We start from the raw sequence: 22,996 nt of genomic DNA on the forward strand, positions 1-22,996 counted from the left end.
CTGAGATTGGGCAACTATTGTCAAGTTTCTGTCCTATTCGATGGGTGGCAGCAATATCGACTTGGTGATCACGGTCGGCGGACTTCTGGGGATCTCGCGCAGGGACTTCCGCGCGGTCGGCGAAGGTAGCCTCAAGGCCTGTATCAAAGTCGGTCAGAGTCATTCGTTGATCGCGTCGATGTGGACTGTGGTAGCGGACAGCGAGCTTGTCTTACGGCGTATCTACTGCCTGACGCTGTCCGTAAGCCTCGGGGTCGAAGGCCAAGGGGCCCGTCGCCCCCTTGGCTTTGCGGTGCGCGTCCTGGTCGGACTTGCTCGGGATCGTCACCTCGATCCCGCGACGGAGCAGGTGAGCCAGGTTATCTTCGAGGTGTAGGCCTTGTCCGGCAGCACCCGGTCAAGACGGGCGTACGGGATCCCGCCACCGCTCAGCCGAGGTGCCGGGATCCCGTCCAGGACGGGAACGGCCTGGGGGTGTCCCTATGTGGTTGTCAAGCCGCGGCGGGGGCGAGGGCTGGTTCGGGGTGGGCTGTAGTGGGTGCCGTTGCGGAGCATGGCGTAGAGGACGTCGCAGCGGCGGCGGGCTAGGCAGATGAGCGCGGCGTTGTGCTTCTTGCCCTCGGCCCGTTTGCGGTCGTAGTAGGTCCTGCTGGTCGGGTCGTGCAGTGCCGCGAACGCGGCGAGGAAGAACGCCCGTTTCAGCTTCCGGTTGCCGGTCCGGGTCGGGTGCTCGCCTCTGATCGAGGATCCGGAGCTGCGGGTGACCGGAGCGATGCCGGCGTAGGCCGCGAGGTGCCCGGAGCTGGCGAAGTTCGAGGCGTCGCCGACTTCGAGGAGGATGCGGGCTGCGGTCCTGACTCCGATGCCGGGCATCGAAGTCAGGACCCCGGCAAGAGGGTGCGCATCAAGTATCCCCTCAACCTGCTCAGCGACGGCTTTGCGTTGCTGGAGAACGGATTTGAGACTATCCGCCAGCCGCGGCAGGACTGTGTCGGCGGCTGCGGTGCCCGGGACCGTGACGGTCTGCTCGCCGAGCGCGGTCATGATCGCCTCGACCAGCTTGTCGCCCATGCGGGGCGCGTGGACTTTCGCGATCGCGGTCAGTTTGCGTCGGCTGGCCTTGGCGATGCCGGCCGGTCCGCCGCAGCGGGAGAGGATCTCCAGCACCGCCGGATGGCTGATCCGCGGACCGATGGCGCGTTCGAGGGCGGGGTGGATGCCGGTGAGCAGACCGCGGATCCGGTTGGCAATGCGGGTGGCTTCGCCGGCCAGGTCGTCATCGAACCCGACCAGCACGTCCAGTTCGGCCAACGCCTCGTCGCCGACATCGACCGGCCGCAGCGTGTGCGGCAGCGAGCGGGCGGCGTCGCCGATGACGAACGCGTCCCGGGCGTCGGTCTTGGCCCGGCCGGGATAGAGGTCGGCGATGCGGCGCATCGCCAGTCGGGGCAGTTAGGCGACCTGATGCCCGGCTGCGCGGGCGACCGTGACGGGCAGCGCTCCGATCGTGGCGGGTTGGTCGACTACGACCAGCAGTGGTCCGTGGTGGGAGAGTTTGTCGAACAGCGCCCGCAGTTTCCGGTTCGGTGTTGGGCAGCGGCCCGTCATGCAGACGCTTGCCCGCCGGGTCCAGGCCGACCGCGTGATGGGCTTCCTTGCCGACATCCAGGCCGAGGAACACCCAAAACTGCTGCTCATCCACCAGCCGTTCGTTCGTCGCGTCGTGGTCACCGGGTTGGGCATCGATGGCCGGCACCCACGTTACGACGAGACCTACCTGGTGGTGGCCGTGTCCCTATCAGCGGTCCCTCGATGCCACCAGACCCGGTGACACCACCCCCCGGATCATGGGTTCGACTGGGGGCGTTAGTCATGCCAGGCCTGGTGACCTTAACTCCCTGGTCGGGAGCCACGAAAAGGTAACGGGGGGAGTCACCACGGTCGACGACGGCGTCTGTCCGTGCTCGCAGCTCAGATGCGCCTTCGTGGTCAACCGAATACGCGACCAGCCCGACGCGTGCGCACCCATCATCGGAGCCTGTCGATCAGCTGGCGCTAATTCTGCAACGACTGTCGGCCCGGACGGAACAGCGCGGGCGGTAGCGGCTGAAGTGCTGCCCACTGTTCGTTGGTCACCTCGGACCATCCCCAGATCCCCGGTAGACCTGCGTGATCCTCTCTGGGCGGCGCGAGTTCAGGTGTTTCTCGACGTCGTCGAGTTAGTCGAGCATCGCGTACACCTCCGCCACGTCGACTGCTTGCGCGTCCGGTAAGTGCTTTGGCTCCTCCATGGCGGCTTGTGCGCGTTTCATCGGCTCGACGAAGTTGACGGGGTCTACGCCCGCCTCGATGGCCGCGAGGTGTCGCCGCTGCTTCGCCTCGGCGTCTTTCATCCGCTTCTCAGCGGCGGCCGTCTACCCGGCCGTCCTGCGACCCGGTGAGCAGCTGCTGTTCTCCCACCCGGTCACGACCTTGGCCTGGTTGTTCTGGTCCAAGCCGACGCTGGCAACGCCGACCCCCACGACCTACGGGCTGGAGTACGGGAAGCTCGCGGTGAGCTGGCCGACAGGGCCGGAGTTGTTGCCGGCGTCGCCGGTGGAGACGGTGACGGTCTGGATCGCGGCCTGCAGCGCCATGCTGTTGAACCGGTCCCGAGCTGCCTGCGGGAGTGAGCGTTCGCCGTCGGCGCTGGCTTACCTATCAGTAGGCGCTGCTGATCCGGGAGGACATCGGTGATGCCGAGAGGCGCGCCGACGTTGGAGAAGATCGGCACGTTGCCGCACGACACGGGCAACCCCGCGCAGGGAACGCGGTACTGGGAGGCGGCCCTGGTGGTGTTCGACGAGCGGCCCACCCGAAGGCGGCCGAGGTGCGTGCCCGGCCGATACTGACGGGCCGCTTTAGCGGTTTCCCGGCCTGGCCACCAGGAGTTTCAGCGTGGGCTGAATCGTTCGCCCGCACGATGACCCGGCTGCGACGATTCCGCTCGCAAGAGCCGAGGCCGTGACGCTCGCGGCTTCGGCTCACTCACGCGCGGATGGCGCGACCCCAGGGAGCTCAACGTGCGACTACGTCGGTTGGCGTGCGCGGCGACGATCACCGCGCTGGTGGCGTCGATGGCCACGATCCTGGTCCTGGACGGCGGGAGTCCGCCGCCACCGGCACCGGTCACCCAGGCGCCCGACCAGGCTTCGGCGAAGCTGGCGGCGTTCCGGCAGGGCACCCGGGTCGAGGTGCTCGACCAGCGGACCCCGACCCGGGCGGTCTTCGCGAATCCCGCGGGTGGGATGACGGCCGAGCTCACGGCCGTTCCCACCCGGGTGCGCCGGGGCGACTCCTGGGTGCCGGTCGACGTGACGATGCAGCGCCGGGCCGACGGCACCGTCGGCCCGACAGCCGCGGTGGGCGAGCTGACCCTGTCCGGTGGCGGCCCGGCGGGTGCGCTGCTGACCCTGCGGCGCGACGGGCACTTCCTGGAGCTGACCTGGCCGGGCCCGCTCCCCGCGCCGCGGCTCTCGGCGGCCACGGCGACCTATCCCGAGGTCCTGCCGGGGGTGGACCTCGTGCTGATCGCCGGCCCGAACGGCTACCAGCAGCAGCTGGTGGTCAAGACCGCCGAAGCGGCGAAGAACCCCGCGCTCGCGTCGATCCGGCTGGCGGTGCGCACCGACGGCCTGACCCTGACGGTCGACGGCGCCGGCTCGGTGCACGCGGCCGCCGCGGGTGGTGGTGACGTCTTCGCCGCGCCGCCGTCGACCATGTGGGACGCGAAGGGCCGGACCGCGAAGGTCGCGGTGTCCACAGCGGACGGCGCGCTCACCCTGTCCCCGGACCGGGCGGCGCTCACCGGTGCCGGCGTCGCCTACCCGGTGACGATCGACCCGAACATGGTGACGTTCGACAAGAACGCGTGGGCCACCGTGCTGTCCGGCAAGAGTTACCAGTCCTACTGGTGGACGAGCGGGTCGCCGCCGTGGGCCCAGGTCGGCCAGTGCTACGAAGACGGCTGGTGCGAGGGGATCGGCGAGGCGCAGACCTACTTCCAGTACGACACCGGGTTCCTGGCCGGCAAGACGATCACCCAGGCGAGCCTCGACACCACGGTCGTCTTCAGCCCCAACTGCTCCGGCCGGACCCACCGGCTGCACCTGGCCGACGGGCAGATCAGCCCGGAGACGACCTGGAACGTCCGGCCGGGCAGCCGGTGGTACCGGGAGTTCACCGCGCCCGGCGTGTACAACCCGGGCGGCTGCGGTGACTTCAAGACGGTGGGCGTCGACGTCGCCGACATGATCGACACCGGCGGCGTCACGACCTTCTTCCTGACGGCCGCGGACTCCGGCGACCAGATCGCCTGGCGCAAGTACGACCCGGGGGCGACCAAGGTCGTGGTGACGTACAACCAGGTACCCGACGCGCCGTCCGACCTGGCCACCGACCCGCCGCTGCCCGCGCCGTGCAAGTGGTGCGGCGGCGCGCGCTACCTGGCCGGCGACGACCTCCGGCTGATCGCCCGGCTGTCGGACCCCGACCAGGACCTGGTCGAGCCGCAGTGGGACATCTGGCGTGACGGCGTCCTGGAACGCCGTCTGGGCAACGGTTTCCAGAGCTCCGGGGCCTTCCACGACACGGTCGTCGACCTGAAGGGACTGCGGGACGGCACCGGCGTCGACTGGGTGGTGCGGGGCAGTGACGGCAAGGCGTCCGGCCCGGAAACGCACGGGACCGGGGCGTTCTACGTCGACCGCGTGGGGTTCACCGACCAGCAGGTACCGAACGTCTCGGCCGTGCTCTACCAGCCGGACAACCGCTGGCACGGCGGGACCGGGGTGCCGGACACCTTCACCTTCACCGCCAACAACGTCGGCGACGTCGACCACTACCTCTACGGCTGGCAGGATCCGCCGGCCACGCCGGTGGACGCCCAGTCGCTCGGCGGCCCGGCCAGTGTCCGGCTGACGCCGCCCGGCGACGGGCCCCGCGAGCTGTTCGTGCAGAGCGTCGACCGCGGCGGGCACCGCAGCAAGTCCCAGGTGCACCGCTTCTACGTCCGGCCGGGCAACGGCCCGCTGGCCCAGTGGTCCTTCGAAGGCAACGCGAAGGACAGCGCGCACCTCGGCGACCACCACGGCACGCTGGCCGGTGCCGCGACCTACACCTCGGGCGGGGCCGCGGGTTCGGCGGTGCACCTCGACGGCGTGGCCGCGCAGGTGTCGGCGCCGAACGCGGTCCGCACCGACACGAGCTTCTCGGTGGCCACCTGGCTGAAGCTCGACCAGCTCCCCGCGGCCGGCACCGGCTTCACCGCGGTGTCCCAGGACGGCGGCCGGCTCAGCGGGTTCTTGCTCGGCTACCGCGACGAAGGCGGCGGCAAGTGGGAGTTCACGCTGCCCGCCGCGGACACCGCGCAACGCCCGGCGGGGGAGAGCGTCCGCGCGAACGTGGCGGCGTCCGTGGGCACGTGGACCCACGTGGCCGCCACCTACGACTCCCAGGCCAAGCAGATCCGCCTGTACGTCAACGGGGTGCTCGCCGGGACACAGGCCCGGACGAGCGGGTTCAACGCGACCGGGCCGCTGGCGATCGGCCGCGGCAAGTGGGCCGGCGCCCCGGCCGACTTCTGGCCGGGCTCGGTCGACGAAACGCAGCTCTACGACCGGGTGCTGAGCGCCCCCGAGATCGCGGCCCAGGTGGGGGCCAGCGGAGTGCAGGTCGCGCACTGGAAGTTCGAGGAACGCGGCGGCAGCACGGCCGTCAACGCGGTCGAGGGCGCGCCCGACGGCGTCCTGGACAACGGCGCGGCATTCGTCGCGAACGGTGCCGTGGGCGGCGGGATCAAGCTCGACGGCGTCGACGACTCGGTGTCGGCCGCGGGCCCGGTCGTGCGCACGGACCAGAGTTTCTCGGTGGCCGTGCAGGTGAAGCTCGACCGGGCGGACGCGGGCACCTACACCGTGCTCAGTCAGGACGGCGAGCGGATCTGCGGGTTCTGCCTGCAGTACCAGGGAAACCGGTGGCAGTTCATCTTCCCGGGGTCCGACGCGGACAGCCCGGCCGAGTACTTCTGGGTGGCCGGGGCGTCGCAGCCGAAGGCCGGTGAGTGGACGGCTCTCGTCGGCACCTACGACGCGTCGACCCGCAAGATCCGGTTGTACGTGGACGGCGCCCTCGCCGGGGAGTCGACCCGTACGACGGCGTGGCAGGCGCTGCGGTCGTTCCGGATCGGCCGGGCGATGATCCGGGCCGAGCAGCGGCAGGCGTTCCCCGGCACCCTCGACGAGGTCCGGGTGTACAACCGGGCGATCGGCGAGGACGAGGTGCGCGGGATCGTCAGCCGCGACAACGTGACGGCGGGCACCTGGCGGCTGGACGGGACCGCCGTGGACGCGAACGGGAAGCTTGCCGGTGTCCTCAACGGCGGCCCGGACTGGTCGGCGGGACAGACCAACTCGCCGGACCCGGCCGACCTCGCGGTGCAGCTGAACGGGACCGGGGCGCACATCAGCACGCCCACCGCCGTGCACACCGACCAGAGCTTCTCGGTCGCGGCGTGGGCCCGGGCCGACAAGACCGGTGCGCCCGCGACGATCCTGTCGCAGGACGGCACGAAGGTCAGCGGCTTCGCGCTGCAGGCGACCGCCGACCGCTGGGCGTTCACCGCGATGCCCTCGGACGGCACCGCGGCGGGCGACCAGGCCCTCGGCGGCACCGTCCAAGCCGGGGTGTGGACGCACCTGGCCGGCGTCTACAGCAAGGACCGCAAGCAGCTCGACCTGTACGTCAACGGGGTGCTCGCGGGCTCGGCGGCGCACACGACCGCGTTCGACGCCACCGGCGGGTTCCAGATCGGCCGGGGCAAGCGCGCCGGGGCGACCGCCGACTTCTTCGCGGGCGCGGTCGACGACGTGTCGGTCTACAGCCGCGCGTTGTTCGCCGGTGAGGTCGCCACCATGGCGGGGCAGGACCTGAGCCTCGGCCACAACTGGACGATGGACGAAGGCAGCGGCACGACGACCGGGGACGCCGTCGGCCCCCGGCAGGCGACGCTGCGCAACGGCGCCACGTTCACCGCGGGCCGGATCGGCAACGCCGTCAAGCTCGACGGCGTCGACGACGTGGTGACCACCACCGGGGTGGACGTCCGGACCGACGGCAGCTTCACGGTGTCGGCCTGGGTGAACCTCGAAGGCACCACCTGCGACTTCGCCACCGAGACCAGCTGTTTCACCAGCGCGGTGTCGCTGGACGCCGGAGACGGCAAGCCGTTCAGCAAGTTCCGGCTGGGCTACGTCGAAGACACCGCCGGGCACGACGGCAACTGGACGTTCGAGATGCCCGAACGCGACGGCACCGTCACCAAGGCGGCGGTCGCGGCCGAGCCGGGGGAGCTGTGCCGGCCCGGGGAGCAGTGCAAGTGGGTGCACCTGACCGGCGTCTACGACGTCGGGGCCCGCGCGATCTGGGTGTACGTCAACGGGAACCGCAAGGACGACGGCACCCTGCTCACCAGCTGGCCGGGCACCGGCGGCCTGCAGATCGGCGGCGGCAAGGCGATCGGCGAGCAGCCCAAGTCGTGGCGTGGTGGCGTGGACGACGTCCGGATCTACAGCGGCGCGCTGACCGCCGACCGGGTGTCGGCGCTGGTGCGGTCCTACCCGTTGCCCGGCGGCCCGGCCACGCTGCCGGTCGCCGACGCGGGGGCGTGGAAGTTCGACGAGAACACCGGCACCACCGTGGCCGACTCCAGCGGCCGGGCCAAGACCGCGACGCTGAAGGGCGGCGCCGGGTGGTTCGCCGGCCGGATCGACAGCACCGGGTGGTTCGACGGCACGAGCGGGTACGCCGAGACCGCCGGCCCGGTCGTGGACACCAAGGGCAGCTTCTCCGTCGCCGGCTGGGCGTTCCTCACCGACGGCGCCCGCAACGCGACCGTGCTGGGGCAGGACGCGAACCAAGTGAGCGCGTTCCAGGTGCGCTACGACGCGGCGACGAAGAGGTGGGCCGCCGTCGTCGCCCTCGCCGACCAGGCGAACGCGGGCTCCGTCGTGCTCGTCTCCAGCGAGCAGGCGCAGCTCAACGACTGGGCGCACCTGGCGCTCGTCTACGACGTCCGGCTCGCGCAGCTGCGGCTCTACGTCAACGGGGCGCTGTCCGCCGTCCAGGTGGGAGTCACCGTCCAGGACGCCACCGGCAAGTTCGCGGTCGGCCGGGCCCGGGTGAACGGCACCACCGCGGACTACTTCCCGCGGGGCGTCGACGACGTGCGCGCCTACGGCCGGGCCCTGACGGACGGCGAGGTCCGCCGGGTCCACGACGAGGCCCCGGCGGCCGTCCACGGCTTCTGGCGGTTCGACGACGGCACCGCGCGGGACTACTCGTGGCGGCAGAACCCGACGACGCTGTCGAGCGCCGGAACGTCGTTCGCCCCCGGCGTCTTCGGCAAGGCGCTCGAGCTGGACGGGGTCGGCGGGGCCGCCAGGTCCACGAACGTCGGAGTCCCCATGCGGGACAGCTTCACGGTCTCGGCCTGGGCCAAGCTGACGCGCACCGACAAGGTGGCGACCGTGCTCGCGCAGGACGGCGTCCGCCGCAGCGGGTTCGCCCTGCAGTACCGGCCCGAGGTCGACCGGTGGATGTTCGGCGCCGCCACCAGCGACACGGACACCGCACCGCTGGTCTACGCCAACTCCCTGCAGCCGCCGACGGTCGGCGCGTGGACGCACCTGAGCGGCGTCTACGACTACGCCGCCCGCCAGCTGCGGCTCTACGTCAACGGCCAGCTCGTCGGGACGAAGGACAACGTGCTGCTGTGGGTCGCGGGCGGCGGGCTCACCATCGGCCGCGGCCGGGACAAGGGCGCGACGACGGAGTACTTCCCCGGCCTGATCGACGAGGTCACGACGGACAAGGGCGTTCGCCCGGCCGACAGCATCCGGCTGGCCGGGACCTTCCAGCCGCCCTCCGGCGGGCAGCTGGGCCGGTTCGTGAACGACGCCGGTGAGCGCTACACCGCCAGGTCCGCCACCGGGTCGGACGCGCCGTTCGCCGGCGCGCCGGCGGGCTTCCGGTTCGACCGCCCGCTCGGGGTGGCGCTCGGCGGCCCCGGAGCGGACACCGTGCCGCTCTACACCTGCCGGGGCCCGGCCGGGCCGTTCACCTCGGCCGAGCCGGGGTGCGAAGGACAGCCGAAGATCGGCACCCTCGGCTGGGCCTACGCCACCCCGCCGGCCGACGTGGCGACGGTGCCGCTGCGGCGCTGCCTGGACGGGGCCGCCCGGTTCGACTCCACCGACGTCGCCTGCGAGGGGCGCGCCACGGACCGGGTGCTCGGCCACGTCGCCGCCTACACGCCGCTGACCCGGTACTTCCACGACCTGTCGGGCCAGCACTACACCAGCAGTCTCGGTGCTCCGCCGGGCTTCCGCTACGGCCGCTCCCTCGGACTGCTGGCGACGACCGACCAGCCGGGCACCGAGCCCCTGCTGTCCTGCACGGACACCGCGGGCCAGTTCGTGACGCAGGACCCGGGCTGCGAGGGCAAGGGGACCGGCGTCCCGGTGGGCCGCGTCTTCACCCAGCCGCCGCCGGGACTGGCCGGCAGGCCGCTCTACAAGTGCGCGGTGGCCGGCGGGATCCGCTTCACGTCCGTCGTCGCGAACTGCGAAGGCCAGACCGTGCTGGGACAGCTCGGGTACGCGCTGACCACGCTGCCCGGCCCGTCGGCACCCTGACCGCCACCCGACCGAACCCAAAGGGGAACTCTGTGCGCAGGACCTGGTTACGTCGCGGGCTCACCCGCGGTCTGGCGGCGGTGCTGTTGGTGACACTGGCGCCGGCCGCCGGCGTGCCCGGGGTGGCCGCGGCCGCGGGCGGGGGCCCGTCGGTCGAGCTGCCCGGCACGGCCTCCACGCCGGTGACCGCGGACGCCGTCGGGACCCGGCCCACGGATCAGGCGACCGCGGACGCGTTGCTCGGCAACCAGCCCGCCAAGCCCGCACAGGAGGGCGCGGGGACACCGACGGCCACCTCGCTGGCGCCGTCGGCCACCTGGGAGGTCGCCCCGCACACCGGGGACTTCAGCTGGTCCTACCCGCTTCGGGTGCCGCCGGCGCCGGGCGGGCTGGCGCCGTCGCTCGCGCTGTCGTACCAGTCGTCCACTGTGGACGGCCGGACGAGCGCGACCAACAACCAGCCGTCCTGGGTCGGTGAGGGCTGGGACCTCTCCCCGGGGTTCGTCGAGCGGTCCTACGGCGGCTGCGCCGACGACACCGAGGGCGACGTCAAGCCGCCCGCGGTCGGTGACCTCTGCTGGCGCAGCGACAACGCCACGGCCGCCTACAGCGGTGGCGGCGGGATGCTCATCCGCGACGACGACACCGGCGACTGGCGCACCAGAAGCGACGACGGCTCCCGCGTCGAACGCCTCGACGGCGCCGGGAACTCCGACGACAACGGCGAGTTCTGGAAGATCACCGCGCTGGACGGCACGCAGTACTTCTTCGGTTCGCAGCCGGACGCCAAGTCCACCTGGACCGTCCCGGTGTTCGGCGACGACGCGGGCGAGCCCTGCCACGGCGGATCGTTCGCCACGTCGCAGTGCGCGCAGGCGTGGCGCTGGAACCTGGACAAGATCGTCGACCGCAACGGCAACGTGGTGCGGTACTTCTACGAACCGGAGGCCAACTCCTACGGCCTGAACGGCAAGGACACCGCGGTGTCCTACATCCGCGGCGGCACGCTGGCGCGCGTCGACTACGGCCTGCGGGAGGACTCCGCCGTCGCGCCGAGCGGCCGGGTCGTGTTCGCCACGGCCGACCGCTGCGTCCCCGGCAGCACCTGTTCCCGCGACGACAAGAACAACTGGCCGGACGTGTTCTGGGACGGCGAGTGCGCCACCCCGACCTGCAAGGACCAGCACGCGCCGTCGTTCTACTCGACCAAGCGCCTGTCCACGATCACCACCCAGGTCCTCGGCGGCACCGTGCCCGTCGACGTGGACCGCTGGACACTCGACCAGCAGTACCCCGACCCGGGTGACGGCGAGAAGGCCGTGCTGTGGCTCAAGGCGATCACGCACACCGGACTGGTCGGTGGCCAGAGCACCCTGCCCCCGGTCACCTTCGAGGGCACCAAGTTCGCCAACCGCGTCGACACGATCGACGACGGCATCTCCCCGCTGGTCCGCTACCGGCTCACCGGTGTCGTCTCCGAGGCCGGCGGGGTGACCTCGGTGACCTACAGCCCGGAATGCGCGGCGGGCGGGCCCCTGCCGGACAAGGAACATCCGGAGACGAACACGTTGCGCTGCTTCCCGGTGCGCTGGGCCAAGCGCAACTACGAGGAGCGTACGGACTTCTTCCACAAGTACGTGGTCACCGAGGTGACGCAGTCCGACCGGCTCTCCAGCAGCACCCAGCAGTCCACCCGGTACGAGTACCTCGACGGCGCGGCCTGGCACTGGGACACCTCCGAATTCGGCAAGGAGGACAAGAAGACCTGGAACGAGTTCCGCGGCTTCGGCCGGGTCAGGACCCGGTCCGGCTCGCCGAGCGACCCGGCCGGCCCGGTGAGCATGACCGAGCAGCGGTTCTACCGCGGCATGGACGGCGATCGGAAACCGGGCGGCGGTACCCGGGGGGCCAAGGTGAAGGACTCGGAGGGCGTCGAGCGCGACGACAAGGACTGGCTGCGCGGCTTCGGTTTCGAGGCCTCGAGCTTCGAGCGGGCGGTGCCGTCGGACCAGCCCGATCCGCCGAGGCTGACCAAGACGATCACCGACCCGGACTGGAAGGGCCCGACCGCGACCCGCGGTGAGTACCAGGCCTACATCGTCTTCGCCGGCACCCAGCGGCTCTTCACCGCACTCGCCTCCGGCGGCACGCTCACCACGAAAACCGTGACCACGTACGACGACCACGGCCTGCCGCTGAAGTCCGCCGACCTCGGTGACGTGACCAGGACCGACGACGACCAGTGCACCACCACCGAGTACGAGCGCAAGCCGGCCAAGTGGCTGATGAACCTGCCGTCCCGGGTGCAGGTCGATGCCGTCGGCTGTGGACAGACCGCGCAGTACCCGCGGGACGCCGTCTCGGACGTCGTCACCACCTACGACGGCAACGGCAACGCGACGTCGGTCAAGACCGCCAAGGAGCGCCCGGCCACCGGCCCCGTTTACGTCACGACCACGAACGAATACGACCTGCACGGCCGCGTGATCGCGGCCACGGATGGCCTGGGCGACACGACGAAGACCGCCTACACACCCGCCGTGGGCGGCCCGGTCACGCAGGTCGCGTCCACCAGCCCCGGCATCGCCGCCGCACCGGCCGGGCTGGTGACCACCAAGGCACTTCACCCGGCCTGGGGCCTCCCGGCCCTGGTCACCGACCCCAACCTCCGCAAGACCGAGACCACCTACGACCCACTCGGCCGTCAGGCCGGGGTCTGGTTGCCCCAGCGGGCCAGGGCCGGCAACCCGAAGCCCAGCTACGCCTTCACCTACCAGATCCGCAACGACGCGCTGAGCGCGGTGACCACGACCAAGATCGGGCCGAAGGGCAACGAGATCAGCGGCGTCGCACTGCTCGACGGGTTGCTGCGGCCACGGCAGGCGCAGGCGCCGGCCCAGGGCGGCGGCCGGTTGCTGACCGACACCCGGTACGACTCGCAGGGCCGGGTCTGGAAGACGACCCAGCCGTACTTCCAGGACGGCCCGGTGGACACGACCCTGTGGATCGCCGCCGACGCCGCGGTGCCTGGCCTGACCCGCACCGAGTACGACGGCATCGGCCGCACCGTGGCGTCGATCTACTACGGCGGAGCCACCGAACGCCGGCGCACGACGAAGAAGTACGGCGGCGACCGGGTCGACACGGTTCCCCCGGCCGGCGGAACCGCCACGACGTCGATCAACGACGCCCGCGGCCGCACGATCGAACTGCGGCACTACACCACGCCCGCGCCGTCCGCCTCCTACGAGACGACGCGCTACACCTATCACCCGTCCGGGCCGCTGGCCACCCTCACCAGTCCCGCCGGTGCCGTCTGGCGGTACACCTACGACCTGCTCGGCCGTCAGGTCCGCGCCGAAGACCCGGACGTCGGGGCCACGACGAAGACCTACGACGACGCCGACCAGCTCACCACGACCCGGGACGCCCTGGGTGTCACGATCGCGCACGCGTACGACAGTCTCGGCCGGGAGACCGGCACGTTCCTCGACCGGATCGGCGGAGCGAAGCTCACCGAGATGACGTACGACACCGTCAAACTGGGCAAGGGCCGGATCGCGTCGGCCACGCGATGGGCCGGCGGCCGGGCCTACCGCAACGATGTGCTCGGCTACCACCCGTCGTACCAGCCCACCGGCACCTCGGTGACCATCCCGGCGGAGGAAGGACTGCTCGCGGGCACCTACAACAGCTACGTGGGTTACAACCCGGACGGCAGTGTGTCCAGCGAGACCTATCCGGCCGTGCGGGACCTGCCTTCCGAGACCGCCACGTACTCCTACAACGACCTCGGCCTGCCGAGCACGAGCACGGGCGAGGCCGGCGGGGCCACCGTCGAGCACGTCAGCGCGACCAGCTACACCCGGTACGGCGAGGTGCAACGGATGCAGCTGGGCTCGGGCACCGGCCACGTCTGGCTGTCGTCCTACTACGACAGCAACACCCGCAGGCTCACCAGGTCCATTGTGGACGCAGAGGTGCCGTCGCCGATGCAGTCCGACGTCCGGTACACCTACAGCCCGGCCGGATCCATCACCTCGGTCGCCGACAAGTCCGCGGCGGCCGACATCCAGTGCTTCCGCCAGGACCAGCTCCAACGACTCACCGAGGCGTGGACGCCCACGGCGCAGACCTGGTCGGAAACCGCGGGCTGTCAGGGCGAGCCGTCCGTCGCCGGCCTCAGCGGCCCGGCACCGTACTGGCACTCCTACAGCTACGACGCGGCCGGCGACCGGCGTGCGGAGGTCCAGCACACGGCGTCGGGCACCACCACCCGCGACTACACCTACGAGACGCCGGGCCACGCCCACGCGCTCAGTTCCGTGGCCACCCGCGGACCGGGCGTCGCCGGGGTCGAGCAGTTCGGCTACGACGCGGTCGGGAACACGAAGAGCCGCAAGACCGCCGGCGCGGAGACGACGATGACGTGGGACGAGGAAGGCCACCTGGCCGCCTCCACCGCCGCCGACGGCAAGCAGACGTCGTTCGGCTACGACGCCGGTGACGGCCGGCTCATCCGGCGCGACCCCGACGCGACCACCCTCTACCTGGGCAACCAGGAGGTGCGGGTGAACCGCAGCGGCGGCAACCCGATCGTGACGCGGTACTACACGTTCGGCGGCAAGACCATCGCGACGCGCGTGGACACGGGCCCGCTGACCTGGCTGGCCGCGGACCACCAGGGCACCGGGCAGATCGCGATCGACTCGGGCCAGAACGTCACCCGCCGCCGTCAGCTGCCGTTCGGCGGCCCGCGCGGTACGTCGTCGGCGTGGCCCGGAGATCGCGGATTCGTCGGTGGCACCACCGATGCGAGCACCGGGCTGACCCATCTCGGCGCCCGCGAGTACGACCCGTCGACCGGCCGTTTCGCCTCGGTCGACCCGGTGCTGGCCATGGCCGACCCGCAGCAGATGAACGGCTACGCCTACGGCGGCAACAGTCCGGTCACCTACAGCGACCCGAGCGGGCTGACCCGGACCATGTGCCCGGACGGCGAGTGCGCCGGTGGCGGCTGGGCCCCCAACACGAGCCCGGCCAGCACCTACAACCCGCCGGTGAGCTGGATCCCGCCGTCGATCGCCGCCCCGGCCAACCCCGGCCTGACACTGCCCAAGAACAAGCTGTTCATCGGGCCGATCGCCAAGGACAAGGGTCCCCGGCCGACGATCGGCTGCACCCCGGGCAAGGCGTGCGGCGTGATCCCGAGCTGGCAGCTCACACCCGACTCGTGCAAGAGCAAGGGCGGCTTGTTCGACACGTCCGGCATCAGCGCGGCGTGCGGAGCCGACAAGGCCGTGCAGGCCGAGGCCAAGAAGGCGGCGACGCCTCCCGGGCACGGCCCCGACATCAACCTGATCGAGGAGTTCTTCCGTCCCATCCGCGAGGCGTACGAGTGGAAGGAGGAGATGAAGGAGAAGTTCTTCGACCACTTCACGATCGCCGACTGCCTCAGTGCGGGCATCGCTGCCGGCGGGTATTTCGCCGGTGAGGTGTGCCACGGAATCGACAAGTACGGCGATGGCATCTCGGCGTCCGGAAAGATGGGATTCTCGCCGTCCGTGGGCACCAGAGCCACTTACGGCTTCAAGATCGCCGAAGGGACGATCGAGGACCTCGGCGGTTCGGGCTGGGGCTTCAGCATTCCGCTCGGAGTGGGGAGCATAGATTTCGGCCGGGGTGACTCCGGGAAGTGGTGGGGTGGCGTGGGGGTAGGCCCGTCCGCGATGCCGTTGTTCGGCAAAGATCCAGGTGGGTGGGAAATGGACGGGAGTCTCGAGTACGCCAAGTCGTGGCGGCTCAGCGACAGCCGCAAGCCCAAGTAACACCTCGGCTCGAGCACGACGAGCGGGGACCGGGCCACGTGCCCGGTCCCCGCCGGTCAGTCGAGGCCTTCGATGATGCGGAAGTCGCGCTCGACGCCGTCGGCGAGTGCGGTCAGCGCCTCCTGGTAGGCCGCGCTCGCGCGGGCGGCGACGGCCTGGTCGAAGCTGTCGAACTCGATCAGGATGGTGCGCTGGACGATTCCGGCTTCGTGGGCGACGACCCGGCCGTCGCGGGCGAGCACCCGCCCGCCCGCGGCCCTGACGGCCGGGCCGGCCAGCTTGTTGTAGGCAGCCAGCTTCTCGGGGTCCGAAATGGAACGGTAGACGCTGACCCAGTAGCCCTTGGGCATGGAACCTCCAGTGTCGGGATGAAATGCATCTGACTTACGGCGTTGTCTCGGACGAGCGCCGGCGGGCGAGGGCGAGGCCGGCCAGCGTCGTGATCATCATGGCGCCGACGCCGACCAGCGCCGCGGTGGTGTAGGCGCTGTCGTCGGGGAAGAGGCGGTCCGTGGCGGTGCCCGCGGCGAGGATCAGGCCGCCGATGGCGCTGCCCAGGGAGTACCCGACGCTGCGGACGACGTAGTTGAAGCTCATGGCGCTCGACGTCTCGCTCTGGGGGGTGACGGCCAGGATGACGCCGGGCATGGCGGCCGAGAAGCTGCCGACGCCGAAGCCCAGCACGCCCATGGCCGCGAGCAGTTCGGCCAGGTTGGATCGGGCGGTGGCGAACAGGACGAACCCGCCGCCGACGATGGCGGCGCTGACGGCCAGGAGCAGAGGGCCGTCGATCCGCTTCCGGACCCGCGGCGTGAGCTTGCCGGCGACGAACCCCAGCACGGAGAACGGGATGAGGACCAGCCCCGCCACGAAGGTGGTCAGCCCGAAGCCGTAACCGGCGCTGTGCGGCGTCTGCGCGTAGCGGGTGATGAGCGTGAGCAGGAGGTACATGCCGCTGCCGCCGACGAACATGGCGATGTTCGCCCCGGCGACCGCCGGGTGCCGCACCGCCCGGACGTCGATCAGGGGCGTCTTGGTTCGCAGTTCGGAGACGGCCCAGACGCCGAGCAGGAGCACGGCGGCGACGGCAAGGATCACGGCCACGGCGAGGTGCCGGCTCCACAGGCTCCGCTCGCCGGCCAGGAACAGGACGAGGAACAGCCCGCCCGCCAGGACGAGCGCACCGGCCACGTTCACGCGAGCGGAGCGGCCTGCGGGAGCCGCGGGCATGGAGCGCCACGCGGTCACGAAGGCGATGGCGGTGACGAGCAGGCCGAGGCCGTAGGCGGCCCGCAGTCCGCCGAACTCGGCGAGCAGCGCGGCCAGGGGGTAGCCGACGCCGGCGCCGATGATGGAGACCACGGAGATCAGGGCGATCGTGGGCGCGCTGCGCTCTTCGGGAAGGTGGTCGCGGGCCACGCCCATCATCAACGCCGTGAGACCGAGGCCGGCGCCTTGGGCCGCTCGGCCCACGAGCAGCCAGGCGAACGGCAGCGGCAGCACGGTGAGCGCGCTGCCGGCGACGACGATCGCCAGCGTGGCGAGAATCGTGGCCCGCCGGTGCGGCCCGGCTCCGAGCCGGCCGAGGACGGGTGTGGCGACGGCGCCGCTGAGCAGGGCGATGGTCAGCGTCCACTGCGCGCTGTCGAGGGAGACGTGGAACGTGGTCGCCACGCTGGTGATGAGCGGCGTCCCGAGGCTGGCGACCGCCGCCACGACCAGGGCGATGAACATCAGGGCGGGGACCAGCAGACGTGCCTCGGAACGTATCGTCTCGGCCTCGGTCACCGGTCCGCCCCTTCGCGGGCGTGGCTTTCGAGCTCCGCCAGGTGCCGCAGCGCCGGAAGGGCAGCGGCCAGGGCCTCGACCTCGTCACCGGTGAGTTCGCCGATCAACCGCGCGTACGCGTCGACGCCCGCCTGGCGGCGCGTCCGGACGTACGACGCGCCGGCCTCGGTCAGGCACACCAGCGTGACCCGCTTGTCGGACGGATCGCCCTTCCGTTCGACCAGCCCGGCTTCCTCCATCACCCGGACCAGGACGGTCATCGCGGGCTGGGTGACGCCCTCGGCCACCGCCAGATCGGTGATCCGCCGCGGGCCGGTCTTGTCCAGGGTGGCCAAGGTGGCGGCGGACGTCAGGCTCATGTCGCGGGGAAGACGTCTCACGGCCCTGGTGGCCAGCCCGTAGAGGGCGGACCCGATGGCATCGGAAGCGCCGCGCGCGGCGTCTCGGCGACTCATGCCCTAAGCATAGCAGCTTTATATTAACTCTTTATGCATCCCCTGATCGGGGTTCGTCGATGCTTAACTCCGGTGGTGCCTGCAGGTCGTGGGCGCGGAACAGGACGGCGTGCTCGACGCCCATGGCCTTGCCGCTCATCGCGGTGAACTTCGGGATGAAGTCCTTCGGGGCCGGGTGGTCCGGGAGCGCGGCCAGGTACGCGGCGTGCGCTTCGAGCGAGGCGATGCCGCGGCGCAGCGGCTCACCCGTGACCTCGACGCCGTGGGTCGCGAAACCGGCCAGCCCGGGAAGGATCAACCAGCGCACCGAGTGCGGTTCGAGATCCTCGTCGTCGACCTGCTCCGGGAAGACCCACCGGTTGCCCGCGTCGCGCACCGCGTCGAGCGTCGCGAGTCCGGCCGCGCGGTGGTCGGCCTGGTCGAAGCCGAAGGGCGTCTCGATCTCGTAGCCGGTGCCGAGGACGACGTCGGGCTTGAACCGGCGGATCTCCCGGCAGATGTCCCGGCGCAGGTCGAGGCCGTAGACGAGCACGCCGTCCGGGTGTTCGAGGATGGTCAGGTGAGTGACGCCGACGGCGGCGCAGGCGGCCTGCTGCTCGGCGACACGCAGGCGTGCGGTCTCTTCGGGAGGGTTCGGCATGCCGGCTTCGCCGCGGGTGAGCAGGAGGTAGCCGACCTCGATGCCGCGCGCGGTCCAGCGAGCGACGGCCGCGGACGCGCCGTACTCCATGTCGTCAGGGTGCGCGACGACGCAGAGCACGCGGTGGAAGGACTCCTCGGGAAGCGCAGGCACTGTCATGGCGCCAACCTTCCACACCTCGGAACCGGCCGCCGGTTCTTTCGGAGGTGCCGATGAACGGCTGCCACGGGCGACTGGGAGCTCCACCTCGACAACTGGCTCCCCGACGACGCGGCCGCACGCTGGGAAAGGACCTGACCGCTCAGGCGTGCTCCGGGACAGCCGAGCATTGGCAGGCCACCTTCGACCGCTACCTGACGGCGCTGGTCCGCGTCTGCCTCCGAGCGCGAGAGACGCTTCGCGAGAAGGGCGTCACCCGCAGTGACTTCGTGGTGCTGCTCCTCGACGAGGAACAGCACGACACGGTGATCAGGCGCGTCCTGACCGCCGGCGAGGTGCGCCGTCACTTCCCGGCCTGCACGCGCGGTCGGTCGCGCTGGCCGGCGTCGCCGCACTCCCACCCCCCGAACGCGCCGCGTACCTGGCTCCTCTGCTGGGAAACTCCGAGGGCGACGTCCGGTCCGAAGGCGCCGAATCGGCTCTGCGTGACCTCGGTCCCGCAGCCTTCCCGGGCCTGCGATGTCGCTGTCCCGCCTCGGTCGCCTCGACCTCGTTCTCGACCGGGCCGAAAGCCTCCCCTCGGAAGTGGTGGTCAGTGCCGTCGTCGCGCCGCCGCGGGATTGCCACCCCTTGGCGGATTTCATCGAGCGGCGCCCGGCGTACCTGCCTGCGCTGGGCCAGTATTTCGCGCCTTGTAACGGCTTTTGCGATATATAGCAGCGCACGAGGTGGGCACCGCGATGACCGGCTTGAATTCGCCACACCTCATCATCCGCCGGCACGCCGTGGCCGCTCTCGGTCGGCGACGGCTCGGCAAGGACGTCGGCCGACGGGTGTTGCCACTGCTCTGCCGCACGATTCGCCAAGATCCGGATGCCGTCGTACGTCGCCTGGCGATTCTGTCGCTGCTGGCGTGGCGGATCGATTCCCGCCACCTGTAACCAGACATCAGGTCGAATGCGTCGATGTGGCCGGCCCGAAGTCGCTGAGATAGATCCGCCACGTGTCGACGTCGGCGTGCTCGGCGGCGACCGGCGAATGGCCGGGCAGCTCCCGCCAGAGGTAGGGCACCGGGAACGACTGACATCCATCGGCAGAACGCGAGCGGCGGGGCCTTGATCGACTGTCGACGGATTGTCGACGGATTGTCGACGGCCGATGCGACGGTGTTCGAGCCAAGAGGGCTGGGAGAGATTCGGGGAGGCTCGTCCGGGGATTGGGGTGACGCGTCGCGACCCGGATCGGCGTGCGGGGCCGCGGTCGTCGATCGGCCGCGCCACGGGGCCTGCGAGATCCGTCAGTGGCAACCGCTGTGAGCGGTCTTGGCGCTTTTACTGATGAAACAGGGGGCAGTCAATGGGGAGACCATTTCTGCCGGCACCGGCGGAGCTTGCCCGCGATGTGCTGGACGAGCACGGCTACGTAGTTCTGCGGGATGTCGGCGGACAGGATTCCGCGGCCGAGGTGCTGGGGCGGATCGGCGAGCTCATTCCGCAGTACAGCGGTTCGCCCACCCACGAAGTCACCTATCGGGCGGGTAACGACGGGCGCTCGTATTCACAGAGTGCGAACACCATTCTGGCGCACACGGAGGCGCCCGGGTGGGACCCGAGTCCTGCCTACCTGGCGCTGTACTGCCACCGGCAGGCTCGCTGCGGTGGTGGCCACACGGACCTGCTCGATGTGGAGACGCTGCTGCCCATGCTCACCGAGGAGGAAGCGGCCCTGCTGGTCGAGCCCGAACTCGTGTTCCCGGCGGCGGACGGGAGGCGGCTGCGCACCACGATGCTCGGCTCGGCGGCCGGCGGCCGGCGGCTGCTGAGGTTCAGCTTCAACCTGCTGACCGCGGGCGACTACGATCCGCCTCTTGCCGCGGCTCCCGTCGAGGGCGAGCTGCCGCTGGGGCCGGCCGGGCGGGCGCTGGCCCATCGGGTCAGTGACCTTTTCGCGGAATTCCGGACTCGCATTCTCATTCCGAACGATGGTTTGCTCGTCTGGGACAACCAGCGAATGCTGCACGCGCGGTCGAGTTATCAGGACAAGCGGCGCCATCTGACCCGGTTCTGGGTCTCGGACCGGAGGGTGGCGTGATGGAAGAAAACCTCCTGCACATTCCGGGGCTGCCGTCGTTCGACCCGGAAAACAACGTCGAAAGCGCCGTCATAGGTCGCCTCGCCGGCAATTGGCGGCGCCGGGCGACGGTGAAGCGGGACGAGCCGGACCTCGACGACTTGTTCGACGTCGGCCGCCCGGACTACCCGGAGCACCTCGTCCCCTTCCACGACCATCCGACCTGGCTGGGGCTTCCCGACCATGTCCGTTCGCGTCTGCTGAGCTGGGCGTGGATCGCCTACAACCGGCACACGGTGCTGGCCGAGCAGCGGGTGGCGAACCCGGCTTTCGCGCTGGTGATGGAGGGTGAGTTCCCGGGCCTCGGTGGTCCGACCATGGAGATCGCGCTCGCTCAGGCGATGGTGGACGAGCAGTACCACACCCTGATGCACATCGGTGCCAGTGCGGTGACCCGGCGAAAGCGGCAAGCCGCGCTGCCCGACGCCTGGCTTCCGGACTCGCACACCGCCGTCGTGCACCAGGCGTTGCGCGATCGAGCCGAAGAACGGTGGCAGCGCAGTCTGACGACACTGGCCTTCGCCACGGTCTCGGAGATCTCGATCAACGCCTACCTGGACCTGCTGGCCGCGGACCCGGACATCCAGGTCGTCAACTCCACGACGGCGACACTGCACAATCGGGACGAGTACTGCCACGCCTCGATTTCCGACGAACTCGGAAAAGTCATCTACGAGGTGCTCGACCCGGATCGCAAGCGGTTCTTCCTGGACATGCTGGTCGCGGGATTGGAGGCGTTCGTGGCTACCGACTACTCCACGTGGGAACGCATCCTAGAGATCGAGCAAGTCCCCGGCCGGCAACGAATGATAGCGGAGACCAGGGCCGACACCTCCCGTGCTCGGCTGGTGCGCGACTACACCGGCCTGCATTCGCTGATGTCCGAAATGGACGTACTCGGCCAGGTCGACTTCGACTGGGGCAAAGCGGAAGTGAACAAGTGATGGCCACTCCGGTCGTCGAGGCCGTGGCGCTGCGCACGGTCTCCGGGCGCCGGCTGCGTGAGCTGGTGCTCGATCGCACCCGTGACGCCGGACTCGCCCACGAGGTCGACGTCGTCTCACAGGTGTTGCCGTTCAAGGTCAGCTCGTACGTCGTCGACCAGCTCATCGACTGGGACCGCGCACCGTCGGACGGGATGTACCGACTGGTCTTCCCGCACCGGGACATGCTCGAGGCGGCGGATTTCGCAGCCGTCGAGTCGGCGATGCGCACGGAGAGCCGGGCGGGTCTGCGGGCCGTGGCCGACAGCGTCCGGGACCGGCTCAACCCGCACCCTGGCGATCAGATCACCCTGAACGTGCCCGGTGAAGACGGTCAGAGCTGGGGGCTCCAGCACAAGTACCGCGAGACGCTGCTGGTCTTTCCGCGCCACGGGCAGACGTGCCACAGCTACTGTGGCTACTGCTTCCGATGGGCCCAGTTCGTCGACCGGCCGGACCTGCGCCAGGCGGTTTCCGGGCCGGAGGTGATGACCGACTACCTGCGCGGGCATCCGGAGATCGTCGACGTGCTGCTGACCGGCGGAGATCCGCTCGTGATGCGCACCGAGCTGATTCGTCAGTACCTGGAGCCGTTGCTGCGGCCGGAACACGACCACGTACAGACGGTTCGCATCGGTACCAAGGCGATTTCGTTCTGGCCGCACCGTTTGCTGGCCGGCGGGGACGCCGATGAGCTGTTGCGGCTGCTCGAACGGATGGTGCTGGCGGGGAAGCACGTGGCGTTGATGCTGCACCTGTCGCACCCGGCGGAGCTGTCGACCGATGCGGCGCGCGATGCCCTGCGCAGGTTGTCCGCCACCGGGGCGGTGCTGCGCTCGCAGGCCCCGGTTGTCCGGCACGTCAACGACGACGCGCACACGTGGGCACAGCTGTGGCAAAGCCAGGTCCGCCACGGTGTGGTGCCCTACTACATGTTCGTCGAGCGGGATACCGGCGCGAGACGGTACTTCGGGTTGCCGATCGCCCGCGCCCTCGAAACGTACCAGGGTGCGGTGCGGGCGCTGTCCGGTCTGGGCCGCACCGCCCGCGGCCCGGTGATGTCGACGTCCCCGGGCAAGGTCGCCGTGGACGGGATCACGCAGTTGCACGAAGGACCCGCCTTCGCACTGCGATTCCTTCAGGCACGTGACCCGGACCTGGTCGGCCGTCCCTTTCACGCGGTGTTCGACCCCCGTGCGCAATGGTGGGACGAACTGACCCCCTATGCGACGCAGGACGCCGAGTTCTTCGCCGGTGGCATCCGATGAGGCTGCGGACGCAC

16 protein-coding genes and 1 pseudogene are annotated in these 22,996 nt (G+C 70.5%); 10 read left to right on the forward strand and 7 right to left on the reverse strand.

Going from position 1 to position 22,996, the window contains the following annotated elements; translation table 11 throughout:
* The first annotated feature begins 64 nt into the window (after nucleotides 1-64).
* Nucleotides 65-376, forward strand: coding sequence for a hypothetical protein (locus OG570_RS29105; protein WP_326952334.1), 312 nt, complete (start codon nucleotides 65-67; stop codon nucleotides 374-376).
* A 104-nt stretch (nucleotides 377-480) separates the two neighbouring features.
* Here OG570_RS29105 and OG570_RS29110 read toward each other — a convergent pair.
* Nucleotides 481-1,705: pseudogene (locus OG570_RS29110) on the reverse strand (IS110 family transposase).
* On the opposite strand from OG570_RS29110, the gene OG570_RS29115 reads away from it, so the two are divergent.
* The gene (locus OG570_RS29115) at nucleotides 1,607-1,831 is read left to right on the forward strand and encodes a hypothetical protein (protein ID WP_326960371.1); all 225 of its coding nucleotides are present in this window, start codon (nucleotides 1,607-1,609) and stop codon (nucleotides 1,829-1,831) included. The pseudogene OG570_RS29110 and the gene OG570_RS29115 sit on opposite strands and share 99 nt — an antisense overlap.
* Before the next feature lie 388 nt (nucleotides 1,832-2,219).
* On the opposite strand, the gene OG570_RS29120 is transcribed toward OG570_RS29115, so the two are convergent.
* A complete protein-coding gene (locus OG570_RS29120; RefSeq protein ID WP_326952335.1) occupies nucleotides 2,220-2,393 on the reverse strand; it encodes a hypothetical protein in 174 nt (57 codons plus the stop codon).
* A 342-nt stretch (nucleotides 2,394-2,735) separates the two neighbouring features.
* Between OG570_RS29120 and OG570_RS29125 the strand changes: the two genes are divergently transcribed.
* The 3 genes from OG570_RS29125 (at nucleotide 2,736) to OG570_RS29135 (ending at nucleotide 15,559) form a co-directional block, all read left to right on the forward strand.
* A complete protein-coding gene (locus tag OG570_RS29125; protein ID WP_326952336.1) occupies nucleotides 2,736-2,891 on the forward strand; it encodes a hypothetical protein in 156 nt (51 codons plus the stop codon).
* 171 nt (nucleotides 2,892-3,062) lie between these two features.
* Nucleotides 3,063-9,731, forward strand: a complete 6,669-nt coding sequence (locus OG570_RS29130) for a LamG domain-containing protein (RefSeq protein WP_326952337.1) — start codon at nucleotides 3,063-3,065, stop codon at nucleotides 9,729-9,731.
* A gap of 32 nt (nucleotides 9,732-9,763) precedes the next feature.
* Complete coding sequence (locus OG570_RS29135; protein WP_326952338.1) at nucleotides 9,764-15,559, forward strand: RHS repeat-associated core domain-containing protein; 5,796 nt, start codon at nucleotides 9,764-9,766, stop codon at nucleotides 15,557-15,559.
* A 56-nt stretch (nucleotides 15,560-15,615) separates the two neighbouring features.
* Here OG570_RS29135 and OG570_RS29140 read toward each other — a convergent pair whose 3' ends face one another.
* Genes OG570_RS29140 through OG570_RS29155 form a run of 4 tightly spaced genes read right to left on the reverse strand, consistent with a single transcriptional unit; the run spans nucleotide 15,616 to nucleotide 18,601 of the window.
* Nucleotides 15,616-15,909, reverse strand: coding sequence for a DUF1330 domain-containing protein (locus tag OG570_RS29140; RefSeq protein ID WP_326952339.1), 294 nt, complete (start codon nucleotides 15,907-15,909; stop codon nucleotides 15,616-15,618).
* A gap of 34 nt (nucleotides 15,910-15,943) precedes the next feature.
* Nucleotides 15,944-17,347: an MFS transporter gene (locus tag OG570_RS29145; protein ID WP_326952340.1), complete on the reverse strand. Its 1,404-nt coding sequence runs from the start codon at nucleotides 17,345-17,347 to the stop codon at nucleotides 15,944-15,946.
* Nucleotides 17,344-17,802, reverse strand: coding sequence for a MarR family winged helix-turn-helix transcriptional regulator (locus tag OG570_RS29150; RefSeq protein WP_326952341.1), 459 nt, complete (start codon nucleotides 17,800-17,802; stop codon nucleotides 17,344-17,346). The genes OG570_RS29145 and OG570_RS29150 overlap by 4 nt, the downstream gene beginning before the upstream one ends.
* Before the next feature lie 31 nt (nucleotides 17,803-17,833).
* Nucleotides 17,834-18,601 (reverse strand): PIG-L deacetylase family protein, encoded by a 768-nt coding sequence (locus OG570_RS29155; protein WP_326952342.1) that lies wholly within the window; start codon nucleotides 18,599-18,601, stop codon nucleotides 17,834-17,836.
* A gap of 519 nt (nucleotides 18,602-19,120) precedes the next feature.
* On the opposite strand from OG570_RS29155, the gene OG570_RS29160 reads away from it, so the two are divergent.
* Both OG570_RS29160 and OG570_RS29165 read left to right on the forward strand, forming a co-directional pair.
* Complete coding sequence (locus tag OG570_RS29160) at nucleotides 19,121-19,318, forward strand: hypothetical protein (RefSeq protein ID WP_326952343.1); 198 nt, start codon at nucleotides 19,121-19,123, stop codon at nucleotides 19,316-19,318.
* Nucleotides 19,319-19,329: 11 nt separating this feature from the next.
* The gene (locus OG570_RS29165) at nucleotides 19,330-19,542 is read left to right on the forward strand and encodes a HEAT repeat domain-containing protein (protein ID WP_326952344.1); all 213 of its coding nucleotides are present in this window, start codon (nucleotides 19,330-19,332) and stop codon (nucleotides 19,540-19,542) included.
* 7 nt (nucleotides 19,543-19,549) lie between these two features.
* Here OG570_RS29165 and OG570_RS29170 read toward each other — a convergent pair whose 3' ends face one another.
* The gene (locus tag OG570_RS29170; protein ID WP_326950819.1) at nucleotides 19,550-19,672 is read right to left on the reverse strand and encodes a hypothetical protein; all 123 of its coding nucleotides are present in this window, start codon (nucleotides 19,670-19,672) and stop codon (nucleotides 19,550-19,552) included.
* A 285-nt stretch (nucleotides 19,673-19,957) separates the two neighbouring features.
* Between OG570_RS29170 and OG570_RS29175 the strand changes: the two genes are divergently transcribed.
* From OG570_RS29175 to OG570_RS29185, 3 genes are read left to right on the forward strand one after another with little or no spacing between them, the layout of a single operon-like run.
* Nucleotides 19,958-20,692, forward strand: a complete 735-nt coding sequence (locus tag OG570_RS29175; protein WP_326952345.1) for a TauD/TfdA family dioxygenase — start codon at nucleotides 19,958-19,960, stop codon at nucleotides 20,690-20,692.
* The gene (locus OG570_RS29180) at nucleotides 20,692-21,675 is read left to right on the forward strand and encodes an AurF N-oxygenase family protein (protein ID WP_326952346.1); all 984 of its coding nucleotides are present in this window, start codon (nucleotides 20,692-20,694) and stop codon (nucleotides 21,673-21,675) included. The genes OG570_RS29175 and OG570_RS29180 overlap by 1 nt, the downstream gene beginning before the upstream one ends.
* The gene (locus OG570_RS29185; RefSeq protein WP_326952347.1) at nucleotides 21,675-22,982 is read left to right on the forward strand and encodes a KamA family radical SAM protein; all 1,308 of its coding nucleotides are present in this window, start codon (nucleotides 21,675-21,677) and stop codon (nucleotides 22,980-22,982) included. The genes OG570_RS29180 and OG570_RS29185 overlap by 1 nt, the downstream gene beginning before the upstream one ends.
* Nucleotides 22,983-22,996 lie beyond the last annotated feature (14 nt).

It is taken from the genome of Amycolatopsis sp. NBC_01286, assembly GCF_035982555.1.
GTDB lineage: Bacteria > Actinomycetota > Actinomycetes > Mycobacteriales > Pseudonocardiaceae > Amycolatopsis.

Excerpts from the sequence above, each read along its gene's own strand:
- OG570_RS29115 (WP_326960371.1), top strand. The coding sequence starts at position 1,607 with ATGCAGACGCTTGCCCGCCGGGTCCAGGCCGACCGCGTGATGGGCTTC.
- OG570_RS29120 (WP_326952335.1), bottom strand. The coding sequence starts at position 2,393 with ATGAAAGACGCCGAGGCGAAGCAGCGGCGACACCTCGCGGCCATCGAG.
- OG570_RS29125 (WP_326952336.1), top strand. The coding sequence starts at position 2,736 with ATGCCGAGAGGCGCGCCGACGTTGGAGAAGATCGGCACGTTGCCGCAC.
- OG570_RS29140 (WP_326952339.1), bottom strand. The coding sequence starts at position 15,909 with ATGCCCAAGGGCTACTGGGTCAGCGTCTACCGTTCCATTTCGGACCCC.
- OG570_RS29150 (WP_326952341.1), bottom strand. The coding sequence starts at position 17,802 with ATGAGTCGCCGAGACGCCGCGCGCGGCGCTTCCGATGCCATCGGGTCC.
- OG570_RS29155 (WP_326952342.1), bottom strand. The coding sequence starts at position 18,601 with ATGACAGTGCCTGCGCTTCCCGAGGAGTCCTTCCACCGCGTGCTCTGC.
- OG570_RS29160 (WP_326952343.1), top strand. The coding sequence starts at position 19,121 with ATGTCGCTGTCCCGCCTCGGTCGCCTCGACCTCGTTCTCGACCGGGCC.
- OG570_RS29175 (WP_326952345.1), top strand. The coding sequence starts at position 19,958 with ATGGGGAGACCATTTCTGCCGGCACCGGCGGAGCTTGCCCGCGATGTG.
- OG570_RS29180 (WP_326952346.1), top strand. The coding sequence starts at position 20,692 with ATGGAAGAAAACCTCCTGCACATTCCGGGGCTGCCGTCGTTCGACCCG.
- OG570_RS29185 (WP_326952347.1), top strand. The coding sequence starts at position 21,675 with ATGGCCACTCCGGTCGTCGAGGCCGTGGCGCTGCGCACGGTCTCCGGG.